Genomic DNA, 17,017 nt, shown 5'->3' with positions numbered 1-17,017 from the left:
ACATAAAAAAGCAATAATAGGTAACAAGATTCAAAAATCAGTAACTCCATGTAGTATATGATATTGCTTTTGAACCGATTTTTTGATTTGATATTTTACTTCATACTCTGTTTAGTGTCAAGGATTAATCGATTCTTTTTCAGAAAACACGAAAAAAATATAATCGTATTGTAACTTTATCTAATCCTAGGGTATTCAAGGTTCTAATTATCCCAATTATCTTTTAAAATGAATATGTAGAACTAAGCTTCCTGTAACTAATCAAGTCTTAAGTTACGTTCGCCAATGAGCCGATTGAGCTGCAATTTATATAGTATATCTAACCTATTTCTATCTAATAGCACACCCGTGTTTTAGTTTTGATGTTAATTGAACTATCCTGGTCAATTCTCTTTGTTCTTTATTTGAATACTCTGTTTTAAAATTATTCCTGACAACGATTCAATTGGTTAGGTTCAAAATCGAGAACTAATTAATTTTTCAAAAAATAATGGAATCGTTGAAATGATTCTAAATTTAACCGTTTCTAGATATAAATTATAATGATCGGGGGATCATAAAATCGAGTAATTTTTGTGAATTATCTTTTAATCGCTTTTATTATTAGAGTAAATGTTAAAAGAATGATAGTTATTCAATTCAAGTGTTCTTCAAAGAATTAATAGTTATTGGTTTTTTTAAAATCAGAAATCGAAAGTGTTTTAAAAAAAAGATTATTGTTGGCCTAATGCCAAATTGCCTAATTGGGCTTGTAATTGCAAGTCTACGTTATTTCCACATATTAATGAGAAGTCACCAGATACACATTGTGCATTTTGTTCGCTTGCCTGTCCTTGTTCAATTGCTTGTTCTGCATCATTAGATTTCTTGTTTTTTCCGCCTGCATATGCCATGTTATCGCCAAAGGCTACTACTGAACCTATTAGGGCTGCTGCAATAAACATTGTAAAGATTCCTGCTTTATAGTTTTTTGTTATGTTACTCATTATAATCATAAAGTATAACTGAAATTAATTATATCATAGTTTGGATACTTGTTACTAGTTGTTTTTATTAGATTTTGATGACGGTATTATGTTACTATAAAAGTTTATATCAGCTCCTTTATTGCTCGATTATCATGTTTTTGGTTTATTGTTGGTTTCTTTCATTATGGTTAAACCTGTACCTTTTGTTATATTCAAGTATCCTTTGTCTTGTTTCGGGTTGAGAAAATACTTCGTCTAATCTCCTTGGCTTTTTGTCCTCAAAAACAAATTCAGGATACCATTTCGACCCAAAAGCCGTTAACATAAGTAAAATAGGTAAGATGTCTTCCCCCTTTTCAGTCAAACTCCATAATACTATAACTTGATCATTTCTGTCTTCCCTGCATTTTATGATACCCTCTCTTTCTAACTCCTTTAGCCTCATTGATAATACTCTTGGTGTTAGTCCTGGTATTGATTCTAAAATTCTATTAAATCTCTTTATTTTTAGAAAACCAATGTCTCTTATTATTAGCATGGTCCACTTCTTGCCTAATACTCCTAGACTTGTTTTGATGGGACAGTTAACAATCTTGACTTGAGGTCTTATTATACATTCTTCCCCGTCATTCCCTCTTTTTTCGGATTCGTTCGGGTATCTCAACTATACTTTCACTCCATCATTCAATCTTATACTATATTTAGTATATCTTAAAGTATTTGGATAGTAAACTGCTAAAAATGACTGATGTTTAGACTGAGGGCACGTTGACAGTATCATTTTATGTAATTATGGTAAAATATGAACCGCGATATTTATAGACCTATTGCTAATTAATGTTCATTACATTCATTGGATTAATTATGCATTTAGATTCTTTAATTATCTTGTAAATTTCAAAAGCATGTGGATATTAGGACGAACTGGATCGAATCTTGTCACCCACATCAAGTGTTACTCACCTATTTTTTCTAGGCATACGTGCTCATAAGGCTGTAAGCGATATTGGCTCTAATTTGTAGACGGTTATATACTAGTGATGTTATATATATTATTATGAAATATAGAAGCCGCACCGAAATCGTAGCTATGATTCTTGAAGCAGCCAATGGTGGCGCTACCAAAACTAAAATCATGTACAAAGCTTTTCTAAGCTACGCACAACTTAAAGAATACCTCTCTGTTCTTATAGAAAATGATTTAATTGAATATATAGAGGGATCGGAATATAAAACCACCCAAAAAGGACTAATTTTCTTAAAGATGAATAGTGAAATCGAAGAATTACTTGCGACCCCAACTAGAAATTATAAAACCATAATTAATTAGGAATTTTTTATACCACTTTTTCTTGAATCTGTCTCGCTATTGTGGTCTAATATATTATTTCTTTTATTATTTGTATTATGACTAGTCCTCAAACATTTTTTAATATCTGATAACCTCTGAAAATCAGGTTTTAACTAAATTAAAAGCTTATAAAGATTCTCAAAATAGGAATAAAAATTATTGCTGGTTTGCTGTGAAATTATCACTTTCCCTTTTTTATGGTGATGTTACTTAAATCGTTCTTAACCCTATCTATACGTCTACTAAGCATTTTAAAAGAATCCAATGCATCCATTTCGATCATTCCCGGTAAATGAGTGATCTCTGACACATAATTGTTCATCACAAAAAAATCAGTGATCCTGGTCTCAATGACTATATTATCTCCTTTCATGTCTTCTGAATCTGACCTATTTATTACTTTAACAAGTTGTGATTTTTGTTTTTCACTTTCTTGTGTTAAAGGATATTTTCCCGAACGAAATGATTCTTCAATCATTTTACATAATTCTGATATCTGCAACTATATTCTAGTGATAATTACTATATTTTAAGATGTTTGATAGGTATAAGGTCGTAAATATTTTATTTTAGATCATAGTGTTTGACCTTCTTTAATGTGGGAAAGCCCACAAAAAAAAGAGTTATTGTTGTCCTAGTGCGTTGTTTCCAGAATTTTCTTGGTTTTGGAAGCTAAAGTTGTTTCCTGAGCCTATTGAATCTCCACCAGAAACTACTTGACTATTTTGGCTTGAGGATTGGCTTTGACCAATACCTTGTGATGCTCTATTTCCATCATCATCATCATCATCATCTGAGTCTTGTGCTAGTGCGTTGTTTCCAGAATTTTCTTGGTTTTGGAAGCTAAAGTTGTTTCCAGAATCTTCAGTATCGCCACCAGAAACTACTTGGCTGTTCTGCTTTGATGATTGGCTTTGACCAATACCTTGTGATGCTCTATTTCCATCATCATCATCATCTTTGTCATGATTCTTGAAATATTTCTTACACCAGTTCTTACTGTGATCGTCTCTACAATCATCCCAATCGTTGTATTTTTGTTTTGCAAGTGCATCTCCCAAGTTTGATATTTGGGGACCCATTATCATTACTGTTGCTAGTGCTACTACAATTAATACTGTGCTAGATTTTGTATTATTTGACCTAAACATTTTAGTATTAATTTCTATACCTAAATTATATGATATAATAATTTTTTAAGATCTTTAGCATATTTAGTTCTATCCGATAATTTTAGAATAATTTTACAGAATATTTATTTATAACTGATCTGAGAATTTAGATTTATCATTTTTAAACCTGATTCTTAGTTTGACCATCAAACGTTTCTATAGGTTCTACGATGAAGTCCAGGAACACACCACCTCCGAATACCACCGGTAAGTCCAGAATCATATTTTTTATCTCTAGTCTAGGTTTCAAACCGATCGTCTCATCTAATATCTATTGATAACATGATTGGAAGGTGGATTTAACACTCATCAGATTTGTTACTATTATATTATCTTGCATATAGGAAGTGACACCTCAAAATATCATAATCATAGAGTATGCTGAATTAAGACTGTCATCATTGGAAGCCGTGTATGGGACTTAAAATTATGTTTGGAAATTGTGTTGTAGAAAAATAATTTGTCGAAGATTTAGAAAAAATAAAGATTATTGTTGACCTAAGGCGTTTTGGCCATCATTTAGGTTGAGCGATAAATCAACGTTATTACCTGAAGCAGTACTGGATCCATTCTCTGAAAAGACTTCACTGGATTGGTCAGTCAATTGACCCTGTAATAGACCTTGTGATGCGGCGTCTGATTTCTTGCTTGCGTAAACATTTAGTTCATCCATGCTCATTGAGACTGGGCCTGCAACAAATAATGATGCGATAGCAAGCACTGCAATAATAATTGGAGTTTTAGTTATCGTAGACATTTAAACCATTATTATTGGGAAGATCTTTAGATATTTGACTTTTCAAGCTAAAAACTGTAAATTTTTTGAGTACTTTAAAATTAAAAAGTTTATATTATAATTCCTAATTTTAACCCGATGATTTGATACTTATCGAGTCCCAAATAAATACTGGATATTTGAAAATTGACTATTCTTTTAGGCACATGATGCTAAATGTTATTTTTATGCTACATGCTTTGTTAATCAAAAAAAAGTAAATAAAATACAACTCTTGACTACAAGTTGAGTCAAGAGTATTTTATTTAAAGACTGTTTCTGTTTTCTCTTTCGAAAGACTCGTAAACTTTTACGTTTCTTTTTCCAATTTCTGCAAATTGCTTTGATTGTTCTTTTGTGTTGTTGATTACTGTTTTTACTATTTCAACATTTGAAAATGCGATATTGTTCCATACTCGGGTAATAGCTACTGTATTTTCTGCATAGTTATTGGCTATTTTTGAATATACTTCTGGGTATCTTCTAAATATATCTTGGTTATTCCATAACTGGTTATTTGCATTTTCAAAATATGGTTTTACTATAGATTGAAAAGAATCAATGGTTTGTTTTTGATAGTCGAGGTAGTTTTCTGCGATATCTCTTGTAGCTTGAACAGCTTGCTCTTGAACTTCATTTATTGACTTTGTGTATAATGGGATTTGGTTTTTTGCTTCTGCGATGTTTCTTTCAATGCTTTTTTTGGACTCATCAAATACCTGGTTCAGATTTTGTGTATTCTCTTCTACAGCTCGATTGAAAATTTCACTATTGATTTGAACTGCTTGATCAATATTATCTTTTGTAGTTGAACTGGATGTGGAGGTAGATGTTTCTCTTTTATCTTGTTTTGACATTACTCATAATTGTCAATCGCCTTATATAAAGATTGGTATTAAATGGTCTTTATTACCATTAGTTTCACATACGAAAGATTAATGAACCATTATTTGGATCAAGCAACCTTTAGAACCCATTATCACAAAAAATCTCTTACTCATGGGATTCTAAAAATTATCAAATTAAATTCGAGTAAGGATATGATTTTGGAGTTGGTCTAGTATAAACGTACTTTCACTCTGTTCATTTCATATTCTAGTTCGCAAGTATCACTGAGTTATAGATTTATAATGTAATTCAAAAGCATTTAACGGTTTTCTATTTTTGAAGAAAAATGGAAAATGTTTCCAATCAAAGTTTAGATTGGTATTTTACACACAAAATTTAAAACATATAATATAATAACATTCGTTGAATAAGTTTTTTATCTTTTGACCATATTATATAATGTGTTTCAAGATAATATGACCTGCAAGACCCATTTTAGACAAGTACCGGGGTTGGGACTCACTGCCGTAGTACCTAAAGAGTGGTTGAACAAGAAGGTCAAATTTGAATATGGAGAAAGGGAGTTTGAAACTTATGTTATGTATCGTGGAAAGCGGTCAATTATCCGTTTGGAGCAAAAATCTCTCAGCGGAGGACCTGTTACGATTAAATTATTAGATTAAATATCAACGATTATTTGGATATTCTTACAAGTACACATTGTGCTAGAAATATAATCAACCATTCAAATTTTTTGTTGACATTTTTAGTTATTTTAGAATAGCTTAGTATCTTATTAAGGCTCTGTGTGTTTTCTTTACATTCATAATAGCAATGAGCAGCCGCCGTTGAATTGATTACCTAACTTTGATTAATCCCTATCGATCAATAAATGGATTAGTTTCCACACCGGCCATATTTTTTCAATTTAGCCATAACTAAAATTATCATATCCGAATTCATACTATCATTTCTCTAATACAATATTATAGAAAACAATTATATTAAAAAGAAAAATAAATTCGGTATGGTTCAATGGACAGTTGAATCACTATTACAGCACATAACCGATTCAGATTATACGATTCAAGGACAAAAATCTAACTCAAAATCAATAAGAAATGTGTCATCATTGCATACTGGAACACGAGATGATGTTTCATTTTGTTCTTCAGAGGAATACAAAGGCATGCTCTCTATTTCACAATCAAATGCTGGCGTTATACTTTGTAAAAAAAGTATGGAGGGTCTGGTATATCCAAATCACAAGGAGGGACAACTATTGATATTTGTTGATAATCCTAGACTTGAATTTACAAGACTTGCAAAGCGGATTACCCATGCTCTACCTAAAATCGGTATATCCAAGAGTGCTGTTATAGCCGATTCAGCGAAGATAGGAAGAGATTGTTATATTGACGATTACGTAGTTATAGGTGATAATTGTATCATTGGCAATAATACTATAATAGAATCAAAAGCAAATTTGCAAAATTGTAAAGTAGGCGATAACTGTTCTATTCAACCAAACACAACTATTGGATCTGATGGATTTGCATTTGAAAGAACAGATGATGCTTTAGAACTAGAAAAATTTCCACACTATGGTAAAGTGGTGATAGAAAACGATGTAGAAATATTCGCAAATTGTTCTATAGCACGAGGATCACTCTCTGACACGATTATAGGACAAGGAACCAAAATTGATGCTTTGTGTCATATCGCCCATAATGTTACTATTGGAAAAAATACTGAACTAACAGCTGGAACTATAGTAGGTGGGAGTACAACCATTGGCAATAATTGTTGGTTAGGACTAAATAGTACTATAAAAAACAAGATAAAAATAGGTGATCATGTTATTGTGGGTTCAGGCAGTTCTGTTATCTATGACATTCTAGATGAAGACATTGTTGCAGGGGTGCCGGCAAAATCTATTAAAAAGAAGGTAACTGCAAATAAAGAAAAACTCTTTTTGATGGCTGGACATTTAAAATCAGACTGGATGCAATAAAAATACATCCCGATTTCTCTTATTTTCGTACTTTCTTAAGACACCTATGTTTCTTTTATGTCCTCAATAGGTCTTCTTATGTCTAACTATTCTGGAGCCTCTTATCACAAAATAACGGGCCTCGATCCATGTTGTTTACTTAGTTGGAAACATTAGGCTTTCTGGTAATGTAATAAAAATGACGTGATGTTGAAATTTTGTTTTTGCACGATTGTTTGATTATAAAAAGCGCAAACACACTTCTGTTTCTAATATAATTGAATAGACTGGTATTGAAACTGGTAAAATACTCATGCGGATTTAACCCTGACGGAAACAACCGATATATGCAAATCATACAAACAAAACAATTTAAGATCTCATTGATAGTCCAACTCAAATATTTTCATCTGGATAACAAATATCACGCTAACTCTCCTTACCGCTCATTTTGTCTAATTATCTCACTGTTCCAATAGTGCACTTTTCTTCCTTTTGGTGTGTGGGGATATGAATGATTATTTTTATCTTTCATATACATACATATACTTGTATCAAAATTTTTGGTATTTGTTAGATGTTTATGCCAAGAAAAGCATTATATGATTTATTTACATATGGAAGAATTATGGTTTTTGATACCCCCAATTACAATAAATTGAGGTATACCGATATAATTCATTGCTCATTCGAATACTATAGAGAAAGAATAAAGCGAGAAATCAAAAATGAGCATGATAACAATAATAATTTTGCTCTCATTGATTTCTTTGAAAGACTAGAAAAGACGTTAAACAAAACTAAAGATTATTATTTACAAAACATTGGGAACATTATTGGATCTTCGGAGAACCCTAATAGACATTCAAATATAGGTATCCTTAGAAGTGTGCTATTTGTTTACCATAAGGATCTGGATCGCTGTAATGATTTACTAAACCAGCAATACAATTTATACCCTGTTGGAGAAGGATCAATAAAGGAAAAATCAATTTTGGTAAAAGAAATATTGGACAAAATAATCCAAAGACCTGAATCGTCAGAAGCTAGTTAATTTTCCTTTAATGCTATTTACGCCAACCTTATATTGTCGTTATGATGAATTACAGTCGTCCATAAGGATTTGATCCAAGTTGTCATCATGGTATCGGTACGGGCTTGATGATTGTGCCTTTTGTGCTATTAGAATTCCAAAATTCGGTTTCCCAGATTAAACTTTTTCAGACCTAACGTCAATTGGGTAAACAAACGACTCTAATTCTTGACTAATTTGTTTCTAGTTTTTATGGCGTGACAATTGGGACAAAGTGCCTGACAGTTATTTTCTCTATTGTCGGACCTATTGCCATTCTTGTGATGATAATCTATGACCTTTAGGGCCTTTCTACAGTAAGCACATCTATAATTTTGCTTTCTAAGAATTCTTTCTCTTGTGCCTTGAGAAAACCCTTTTCTAACCCTATTCGTACTCTTTCTCAATTTTTTAAGAGAATTCAAAACTAATCCAGTAACCACGATTGATAATAATAGGACAATCGATGAAGGCCGAAGTAGCAAGTCGAAAACCTTTGAAAAAGGTACCAATTTAAAATCATTTAATTCAACATGGCCAGAAAAAACATTAGCAAACAAATCCAAATCAACGTTTGAATCTATGATTTGGGTTGAACAACCTTCTTCATCTACGGTTCTGGTGGATGGCCACATTAAATAATCTACCAATTCTGTTCCTAAGAGATTCGAATGTCGGTCTAATCTGCCAGTTGGATCATTTCCCAGGCAATGGGTATCATATGAGTAAACGGAAAGGTCATGGACAAATGCCCCATCTAATGCAACCAGCATACTCAAAACGGTTGATAGAGAAAGGATCAAAAGGACCATAATCACATCGGACCAACACTTACAATGGTATATACCAAAAAATATCAGTATGATTAATAACGATTGTTGAATTTTTCTCTATCTGAATCAAAGGGACAAGATTTTTATGAATATTGAATCTCCAAATATTTGCAGTAGGTCTTTAGCTCATGTACATTTTGGTTTCAGATTAATCTGTTTAAGCTTAAAAATATGGAGTAAGGATTTAAACACCCAATGAATTAACAAAGAATTTCTCTGAATCAGTTTAAAATTTCAGTCAATGAAAAAACGATGATTTGTGTAGTTCCCGCACCTTTTTGTAACTTTAATAAAATAAAGAAGACAACGTAATGAATCTATTTTTTGGATTCACAGTGGAGGGTCATCCTATCCAGATATTATATAATACCGCTATCATTATGAACTTACTATGCTTCTGGCGAGGCACCTTGACTTACTTCGACTGTATTAATAATTTCACAACTTTGTAATTCGCTGTTAGATATAGATCCTTTTGCTTCTTGGAACGTATCTACTTCGTTAAATTGAGATGAACAATCACCATTTGAATCTGTTGAAATAGTCACAATTGCTGTTTCACCTAACTGATTTTCGATATCCATAGTATCAAAAGATGTTTCTGAAATGGTATAATTTCCTGGGTTTAAGGAAATAGTTGTCCCATTAGCAGATCCTTGAAAACTAGTCAAATTTGGATTATTGCCTGTTACTACTAAATTGAATTGATTTGCATCAACATTCTCCAGCACAAATTGACAAACCGAATCATCATTTGGAATACCTAGTGAGGAATCACAGTGAACAATTTTAGTTACCGTGACAGTAGCCTGTTGACCTTGAGTAGTGTTAGCTATTGCTGGTTGTTTCTTGGTCTCAACCGTTGAGTTACTTTGAGCATATATCTCCAAACCACCCTGATGATACCCTCCTAGTGAAACCGCATTCAAAATGAAAATGATTGCAGCTGATATACCTAATAGTTTAATCAATTACCTAGTATGTACATAGGGGATTAATTAATATTTAAAAATATGATTACAATTCCCCAATCCGACACATTGAAGTATTCCTTTTTTAAATGGATTGGAGAAAAGTATTATTGAATTCGTATGACTTGACCAGGGTTCTGGCTAGATTCCATAATCTTTCATAATTGATTGTATATCCTTTCAAAGTTGAGGGTGAATAATTATCCATAATCAGAACCGAAAAATTTCTAATTTTTCTTTTTGATAAAATTTGCCTTGCAGATGAAAATTATGGAGATGATGCATCGTAAAGTTCATCCTAATCTCCGCTTGGTATCCATTCAGATGATTGAACGATGAGCAAGCATAATTATTGTCACAAAACATATGTTATGAAGGGTATTTGGTCGCACTCTAAAATCAAGAATAGAAGTGATAAAAGGGTAAGCTGCTACTTTAACAAAGTTTCATCGAATTCTGTTGTTTGTCCTACTGTGGGTAAAGTATCTAACTTGTTTTACCAATTGTAACAATTTTGTGACTGTCTATATTTATATATCGAAACAATAATTTGAACTGAGATGCAAGAATTAAAATTTTTTATGATTATCCTTTGTACCATTGGGGTTTTGGGCATACTAATTGGGCATCCTGCTATTTCAATTGTAAATGCAACCACATCATCACTACCCTCAACATCATCTCCGCAACAAGAATCTACTAATTTTTCTGATGGTATCAATGATTCTGCATTGGCTAACCTTTCTCAGGCATTACAAGAGGACAAAGAAGATGGTGATCAAAATGGCGGAGAAAATTGGAATAAGGCAATAAATAACTTAGAAGATGAAATGGGATTTCCGGTCGATGAAGATGTCGAAGATGCGCTAATGAATATAACAGAGGTACACTTGAATAATTTGTCATTACAATGAGTACGTTCTATTCTTCAATCGCATAACAGGAAAAGTTCATGCCTATAAATACTGTTTGATAGCAAAAAAGAATTAATATATTTTTGTTCCAAATGTAGATACATTTTGTAACAATCAATAGATTCTTCAAAGACTACAATGAAAACTCTTCCATCTTGATTTGTATCTATAAAACATTCTATAGATAGGATTGTAGTTCATTTATTGAATTTTTGATGTTTTGGATCAAAGTGTACTATCATGACCTATGAAAATCTAGGGGGACTTTTTACATAGAGATTTCAATGTCTTCTACCACGATAGGTCATATGATAAATTATTTTTTGCATTTCAAATTATGTGGATAAATGGAATGAAATTCCATTATTGGAAAATATATCCAATATTTAAAAAATTATTCAAAAGAGTTATATACGTTAATTGTATAGTATTGGGAATGTCAAACAATATCACTATTTTGGATGATGCAAAACATATCATTATAGGAGATAATCCCTCAATTGACATAATACGAGGATTGCGTTTTATGGTTCAGACTTTCTCAACGAAGTTCTCAAAATTACGCTCCTTTTTGGGGGGTGGGCAGTAATTGAACTATACTGGTTTTGACTCTCCAATATACTACCAGAGTATGAATCAACTAGATAAAAACATGGTAGAGAATCGTTCTAATTCCAACTTCAATATTGAACAAGTTATTTTTGTTAATTGTGCTCACAATTACTGTGTATGTTTTGTTAATATTGTTGATTCTACAAAAAATACTTGTGATATTAATGGATCCGATAAGATAAAAGAGTATTATTCCATTTTTCTCAATACCATGTCGTCTATAATTAAGAGGCACCATGGGAAAGTGATTAAGAACTCCGGAGATGGTTTGTTGTATTACTTACCTAAAACTGTGGACTCTAAGAATGAGTTGGCTTTTCAGGATGTACTTGATTGCGGTTTGGCTATGATCGAGGCAAAAAAGTCCATTACCTTGAACTTCTCCCAAAAAGGACTGTCATCCATATGCTATAGGATAAGCGCCAATTATGGGAAGGTCGAATTAGCCGTATCAGCGAATTCTCTTAATGTCGACCTTTTTGGACCCCCTGTCAATATATGTTCTAAAATAAATCATTTAGCATCAGCAAATGAAATGATAATTAGTAATGATTTGTTTAAAGTCCTAGAAACTACCTCATTTTACCAAGAATATTCCTTCAAAGCTTTAGAGAAGAATACTAATGAAGACATAGTCTCTAATTATGTAGCATACTCCGTTAATCCGATAGGTGATTCCAATAGGAGAAAAGAGATTGAAGATAAGAGGAATAGAATTTTCATTGAAAGTCAAAAAGATCATAGAAATATGAACAATTCGTCATTTAATATATTATTAATTGATGATGACGAAGATATCCTTTTTGTATTTAATTCAATAATTTCAAGTGAAGGATACAACGTTACCTCTTTCTCAAGTTCATCAAATGCATTAGTGCATTTTTCAGAGAAAAATCCCTATTTTTATCATCTTGTAATAATGGATATACGCATGCCTGAGTTAAATGGCATCAAATTATATTCTCAGCTTAAAGTTTTGAATCCTGATATAAAAGTACTATTCCTCTCTGCATTAAATGCACTTGATGAGGTGCTATGCATTTTTCCAGAAATCAAGCATAGTGAAATTATTCGCAAGCCTATCGAACCAGATGCTCTGCTTTGTATTATAAGATCCATACTGTATCGTGACTAATGTGTGGAGCTTTAAAAATTCTGATATCGAGGATTAGAATTAATCCATCTGGTTTGTCTTTGTATCCATTCTTCTCATCGAGAGCGGTCATTTTCGAACAAATTTCTTTATATGGTTTAGGTCGATCTCTGCAATTTACGTTAGTACTGTATCAAATTTTACCAATCGACAAGTGTACAATGGCAGATGGGATATCTTTTGTTTGATCAATACTTATATAGTTGTTTTCAAAAATCATTGAGGATCTTAGACTTATTTTCAAACAAGAGATTCATAACATATACTCTTATCCCTGCCATACCGCTCTTCTTATTTACGGTTATGGCAGTAAATCCTTATTTATGGATCGGTTCGGAAATTCATCACTTTTACATAGAGTTGTTTGCTGTAATATTTTCTGGAGTCACAGCATTTTACTACATCTTACACGCTAGGAACTTGAATGATAAATTTAGTTTGTTTATTGGAATTGGTTTTTCCGTAAGTGCCTTAATCGATTTACTTCATGTGGCGGTATCATATAGTTTAATGGAGAATTCAGATTTTCTGAATTACTTTATTCCCCAAACATGGTTTGCTGGCAGGATATTTCTTAGTAGTATGCTTTTAGTTGCAATAGCAAAATATTCTTCAGTGTTTCCAGAAGATTTGGTATCCTCTAAAATAGATCCGTCTGATACTCAAGGGAACAAAACTGTCCGAAATTCACCTACACTAAATGTCGATCAAAAAAAATTAGTCGAAAAGTTTCAAAAAACCTCATAATGTATCTTATTTTCTTGGGAATCTTTGCAGGAATTATCGCAACAGTCTCTTTCTTCATAGTTTTTCCAGCAAGTGTTTTAGACGATTATTACTTGCATAGGCCATACGAAATCCCTCCTTTAATTTTGTTTACCATGGCATTAATTTTCTTTTATAAGAAACGACTTTACTTGAAAAAAGATGTTATTTATTAGGGAATACTTATTTACTTATTAGTAGATATTTTTTCACAAATTATTATGTCTTACTCCACTCAATCCTTTGACACAGCACATAATTTAGCTCACGTACTTAAGGATGTGGGGTACTTCGTTAATATTATTGCTCTTACTATATCTGGAATAAGATATACAATTAATCTCAGGGAGAGGAATGAGTTGATACAAGATCAGTATGAAAAGATCAAAGAATCAGAAAAAATAAAAATAAAGGATGAGTTCATTAACGTCGCAGCTCATGAATTACGTACACCAATTCAACCCATACTTGCACTTTCAATCTTCCTGGCTAAGAGGGAGGGAGAAATAGAAGAATACAAGGACCATATAGAAATAATCATAAAGAATTCAAAAAGACTTCAGAAACTTTCTGAAGAAATTCTAGATGTTGCGAGAATTGAAAGCCGTTCATTGGATTTGGATTTGGAAATATTTGATTTGTTAGGATTGATGACTACCCTGATAAGTGATTATTCTAGTCAAGCAAACAGAAATAATATTAGCATGAAATTGGAGAATGATGGTAAAGATATCGATTTGGATATTCAGTTTGAGAAACAAAAAATTGTAAATCTATTTGTCTATGCCGATAAGAATCGAATAATTCAAGTATTATCAAATATCTTGATCAACGCATTAAAGTTTACTAAAAAAGGGAGTATTACTATAGTTGTCAAAAGGACTTACAACATGGTGTTTGTCAAGATTAGTGACTCTGGTCCAGGAATCGATAAGGAGATATTGCCAAAGTTATTTAATAAATTCATAACAGGTTCTCCATCAGGAACTGGTCTTGGAATATATTTGTAAAAATATTATAGAAGCTCACGGGGGGAAAATATGGACTAAAAACAATAATGAGGATAAGGGGGCAACATTCGCATTTACTTTACCAGTAGTAACTCAAATTAGTCCAATTGTAAAATAGTTATATGATCATTATTGAATAGTTTATTATTTAATTATGGGGGGATAGAGATAAAATGCGATGGTTATTCAAACACATTCTTTAGCGTATCTATGGCGTTACTCGTAAAAGGAATTAATGGCCTGTAAATAGACAAAAAAATTATTGAATTGATTTCCAGTAAATCGTATTTAAATTTCCGCACATTTTGCATTCAACACTTGTTGGAATTGTATCTCTATCAGGGTATTTTGTTGACTTTTTGTGGTCCGAGTCTGGGGGTGTAGCAATGTACGATTCTCCACATTTTGGACACGCAAACATTGTCATGGTATTGGTTATCATCTATCATATGTAAACATTAAGTCAGGTCAGGATACCCAATGGTGATGAATGACTAGAGCTTGATTAGTATTAAGGGAATTCTCTAAACGTACATCCTTCCAAAATTTATCCACCTGGACCCAATTTATTTCAAATATCCAAATAGCCTGCACGTGATTTAGATTTCAAACAGACAAATCTTTAAGCAATGGAATGCCCTAACTAGTATGACCGGTCCTGAAAAACTAGGTAAAATATTTGATAAACATATAGAATATGAATTCGACAAAGAGGATGTCGAAGCAACTATGACTACTATGACCGATGAACCCTATGTTCATCATGTGCCGACTTTGGCTGGTGGTTATGGATATGACGAAGTATATAGCTTTTATAAAAATAGCTTTGTTGGAAAAATGCCTAAAGATATAAAAATAATACCTATATCAAGGACGGTAGGTAAAGATCAGGTAGTAGATGAAATCATAATTAGCTTTACTCATGATAGAGAAATTGAATATATGTTACCTGGGGTGGAACCTACCGGAAAATATGTGGAGATACCTCATGTAGTTATTATGAAATTTGCAGGATCTAAAATTGCTCATGAGCACATATACTGGGATCAAGCTTCTGTCCTAGTTCAAATAGGACTAATTCAGGAAAAAAATATGCCTGTTACAGGGATTCAACAAGCAAGGCGAATACTGGATTTATGCAATAATTAGTTAATTCATTATCGCCCATTATTTGAATTCCTAAATCTTGGTATTTTGGTCTTGGAGGATCGTTTAGACCTTCGACCGTCGAACAATGTAACCAATTTAGTTTTCCATATTTAAAAAGAAGGTTTGATCCCATACTCAAATTCCTATTTATGATATTGCATTGTTTCCTTATGTTATACAAGATAGTGGCTAAGATTTGGAATCTTTGACAACATACAATGCAAAGTGAGAATTCATTATAAAGTTATCATTTTTATTACTACTACTGAAATATATTGATTAATCACCCGTATTCATCTAGACGACCTATGTTTCTTTAGATGGGTAATTAATTAAGGATCCTTTCTAAATATTCATGGGGCTATTCATAAGAGATTACTATTTAATGGTAGTATTATGTTATTATGAATGTATTTAGGTATATTTTTTCTACTATAGTATACAACTAGAAAAAGATAATTCTAATTCAAAAAAGCAAAACCGCTGTGCTTATAAATTAATAATAGAAAAATCTAGCATTAACTTGAGCAAAAAAATGATTATTTTTGATCCGAGAATTATCTAGGCACCTTCATTTGATGAAGGTGAGTCCCATATCAAATTATTAGCGTTATTTTGTATTTGAACCGTTTCACTGTATGCTTGGTTTAGTAAATTCATCGCTTCTGTAATATTGTTATTGATAATCGCGGACTGCGTTTCATTGATCAATGTCTGCGTAGTTTGCACTGCATCATCTAACTGGAAAAAGGTATCACTTTCCTCACTAGTTACATTTCCAATATTACCGGTCGAATATGATTGAGGGTTGGGCACCGAAAATGTTTGAGCTATCGCTACGTTATAATTATTACCCAGAAAAGATGATGCTCCAAGTGCTACCGCTAATAAAAATACAATTGTCGATTTTGAATTCATGATGCGTTTCATATGATTCTGAATATCTTGTTCATGAGATCTTTTATATTTTCTCATAATTTATTGATAGGGTTATCCTTAATAACTAATTACTAACGTATGCACATGTGTATATTAAGAAAGAGAGGGAAATTTTACAACTTTGAAGAATTCTTAAGAATCTAGATTTCCAGATAATTTCTTGTAATGAAGTATCTTTTGGTCTCGCATCCATAGTACGGCGGTGAAATATGATCTTCTAATAATTCTTTAAATTCTTTTAGGGCAATAGTTCCTTCTCGAGGGGATGCTATTGGTAGTTTAGCTGTTTAGATATTGACCGTTAACAATAGCATTTTACAGTATGCTATGAGGATATGTCAACAAATTGCAAAGTAATAATACTTCTATATTGACAGCAGTGATAGTCCCGTGCAGGAAATGTGGCATATAACCATAACAATTGATAAATCAATGATATACGATATACAAAAGGTACATATGTTATCTAACATAATATTAGAAAAATTTTATCAATGATTGTTATTGAACAT

Annotated in this window: 20 protein-coding genes; 10 read left to right on the top strand and 10 right to left on the bottom strand. The window is 32.2% G+C overall.

Annotated features, from left to right (window positions below; all coding sequences use genetic code 11):
• Window positions 1–713: 713 nt before the first annotated feature.
• Together NMY3_RS15245 and NMY3_RS15240 are read right to left on the bottom strand one after the other, a co-directional pair.
• Window positions 714–986, bottom strand: a complete 273-nt coding sequence (locus tag NMY3_RS15245; RefSeq protein WP_196816663.1) for a hypothetical protein — start codon at window positions 984–986, stop codon at window positions 714–716.
• 145 nt (window positions 987–1,131) lie between these two features.
• Window positions 1,132–1,632, bottom strand: coding sequence for a winged helix-turn-helix transcriptional regulator (locus NMY3_RS15240; protein ID WP_196816662.1), 501 nt, complete (start codon window positions 1,630–1,632; stop codon window positions 1,132–1,134).
• Window positions 1,633–2,025: 393 nt separating this feature from the next.
• Between NMY3_RS15240 and NMY3_RS15235 the strand changes: the two genes are divergently transcribed.
• The gene (locus NMY3_RS15235) at window positions 2,026–2,298 is read left to right on the top strand and encodes a winged helix-turn-helix domain-containing protein (RefSeq protein WP_196816661.1); all 273 of its coding nucleotides are present in this window, start codon (window positions 2,026–2,028) and stop codon (window positions 2,296–2,298) included.
• A 202-nt stretch (window positions 2,299–2,500) separates the two neighbouring features.
• On the opposite strand, the gene NMY3_RS15230 is transcribed toward NMY3_RS15235, so the two are convergent.
• The 5 genes from NMY3_RS15230 to NMY3_RS15215 form a co-directional block, all read right to left on the bottom strand.
• Window positions 2,501–2,797 (bottom strand): hypothetical protein, encoded by a 297-nt coding sequence (locus NMY3_RS15230; RefSeq protein WP_196816660.1) that lies wholly within the window; start codon window positions 2,795–2,797, stop codon window positions 2,501–2,503.
• A gap of 145 nt (window positions 2,798–2,942) precedes the next feature.
• The gene (locus NMY3_RS15225) at window positions 2,943–3,470 is read right to left on the bottom strand and encodes a hypothetical protein (protein WP_196816659.1); all 528 of its coding nucleotides are present in this window, start codon (window positions 3,468–3,470) and stop codon (window positions 2,943–2,945) included.
• A 142-nt stretch (window positions 3,471–3,612) separates the two neighbouring features.
• Window positions 3,613–3,741: a hypothetical protein gene (locus tag NMY3_RS16940; protein WP_257719991.1), complete on the bottom strand. Its 129-nt coding sequence runs from the start codon at window positions 3,739–3,741 to the stop codon at window positions 3,613–3,615.
• Window positions 3,742–3,978: 237 nt separating this feature from the next.
• Window positions 3,979–4,248: a hypothetical protein gene (locus NMY3_RS15220; protein WP_196816658.1), complete on the bottom strand. Its 270-nt coding sequence runs from the start codon at window positions 4,246–4,248 to the stop codon at window positions 3,979–3,981.
• A gap of 284 nt (window positions 4,249–4,532) precedes the next feature.
• A complete protein-coding gene (locus NMY3_RS15215) occupies window positions 4,533–5,123 on the bottom strand; it encodes a hypothetical protein (RefSeq protein WP_196816657.1) in 591 nt (196 codons plus the stop codon).
• Between the two features lie 447 nt (window positions 5,124–5,570).
• Here NMY3_RS15215 and NMY3_RS15210 point away from each other — a divergent pair, with 447 nt between their 5' ends.
• The 3 genes from NMY3_RS15210 to NMY3_RS15200 all read left to right on the top strand — a co-directional run bounded on the left by NMY3_RS15210 (window position 5,571) and on the right by NMY3_RS15200 (window position 8,141).
• Entirely contained in the window at window positions 5,571–5,777 is a 207-nt protein-coding gene (locus tag NMY3_RS15210; RefSeq protein WP_196816656.1) for a hypothetical protein, read from the top strand.
• A 344-nt stretch (window positions 5,778–6,121) separates the two neighbouring features.
• On the top strand, window positions 6,122–7,108 hold the full coding sequence (locus NMY3_RS15205) for an LpxD N-terminal domain-containing protein (protein WP_196816655.1): 987 nt from the start codon (window positions 6,122–6,124) through the stop codon (window positions 7,106–7,108).
• A gap of 562 nt (window positions 7,109–7,670) precedes the next feature.
• Window positions 7,671–8,141: a hypothetical protein gene (locus NMY3_RS15200; RefSeq protein ID WP_196816654.1), complete on the top strand. Its 471-nt coding sequence runs from the start codon at window positions 7,671–7,673 to the stop codon at window positions 8,139–8,141.
• Between the two features lie 200 nt (window positions 8,142–8,341).
• Here the strand turns inward: NMY3_RS15200 and NMY3_RS15195 are convergent, their stop codons facing one another.
• Both NMY3_RS15195 and NMY3_RS15190 read right to left on the bottom strand, forming a co-directional pair.
• A complete protein-coding gene (locus tag NMY3_RS15195) occupies window positions 8,342–8,971 on the bottom strand; it encodes an HNH endonuclease (protein ID WP_196816653.1) in 630 nt (209 codons plus the stop codon).
• A 410-nt stretch (window positions 8,972–9,381) separates the two neighbouring features.
• Window positions 9,382–9,963, bottom strand: coding sequence for a hypothetical protein (locus tag NMY3_RS15190; RefSeq protein ID WP_196816652.1), 582 nt, complete (start codon window positions 9,961–9,963; stop codon window positions 9,382–9,384).
• 560 nt (window positions 9,964–10,523) lie between these two features.
• Here NMY3_RS15190 and NMY3_RS15185 point away from each other — a divergent pair.
• The 6 genes from NMY3_RS15185 (at window position 10,524) to NMY3_RS15165 (ending at window position 15,566) form a co-directional block, all read left to right on the top strand.
• Window positions 10,524–10,877 (top strand): hypothetical protein, encoded by a 354-nt coding sequence (locus tag NMY3_RS15185; protein ID WP_196816651.1) that lies wholly within the window; start codon window positions 10,524–10,526, stop codon window positions 10,875–10,877.
• Between the two features lie 589 nt (window positions 10,878–11,466).
• Window positions 11,467–12,624, top strand: coding sequence for a response regulator (locus NMY3_RS15180; RefSeq protein WP_196816650.1), 1,158 nt, complete (start codon window positions 11,467–11,469; stop codon window positions 12,622–12,624).
• 237 nt (window positions 12,625–12,861) lie between these two features.
• The gene (locus NMY3_RS15175; protein WP_196816649.1) at window positions 12,862–13,389 is read left to right on the top strand and encodes an MASE3 domain-containing protein; all 528 of its coding nucleotides are present in this window, start codon (window positions 12,862–12,864) and stop codon (window positions 13,387–13,389) included.
• A gap of 239 nt (window positions 13,390–13,628) precedes the next feature.
• Window positions 13,629–14,417 (top strand): sensor histidine kinase, encoded by a 789-nt coding sequence (locus NMY3_RS15170; protein WP_196816648.1) that lies wholly within the window; start codon window positions 13,629–13,631, stop codon window positions 14,415–14,417.
• Window positions 14,401–14,535 (top strand): hypothetical protein, encoded by a 135-nt coding sequence (locus NMY3_RS16935; RefSeq protein ID WP_257719990.1) that lies wholly within the window; start codon window positions 14,401–14,403, stop codon window positions 14,533–14,535. Before NMY3_RS15170 ends, NMY3_RS16935 begins: the two co-directional genes overlap by 17 nt.
• Window positions 14,536–15,065: 530 nt before the next feature.
• Entirely contained in the window at window positions 15,066–15,566 is a 501-nt protein-coding gene (locus NMY3_RS15165) for an ester cyclase (RefSeq protein ID WP_196816647.1), read from the top strand.
• 561 nt (window positions 15,567–16,127) lie between these two features.
• On the opposite strand, the gene NMY3_RS15160 is transcribed toward NMY3_RS15165, so the two are convergent.
• Complete coding sequence (locus tag NMY3_RS15160) at window positions 16,128–16,484, bottom strand: hypothetical protein (RefSeq protein WP_196816646.1); 357 nt, start codon at window positions 16,482–16,484, stop codon at window positions 16,128–16,130.
• Window positions 16,485–17,017: the final 533 nt, after the last annotated feature.

Source organism: Candidatus Nitrosocosmicus oleophilus (assembly GCF_000802205.1).
GTDB classification, from domain to species: Archaea; Thermoproteota; Nitrososphaeria; order Nitrososphaerales; family Nitrososphaeraceae; genus Nitrosocosmicus; species Nitrosocosmicus oleophilus.
This window is presented reverse-complemented; position numbering and strand designations above follow the sequence as displayed.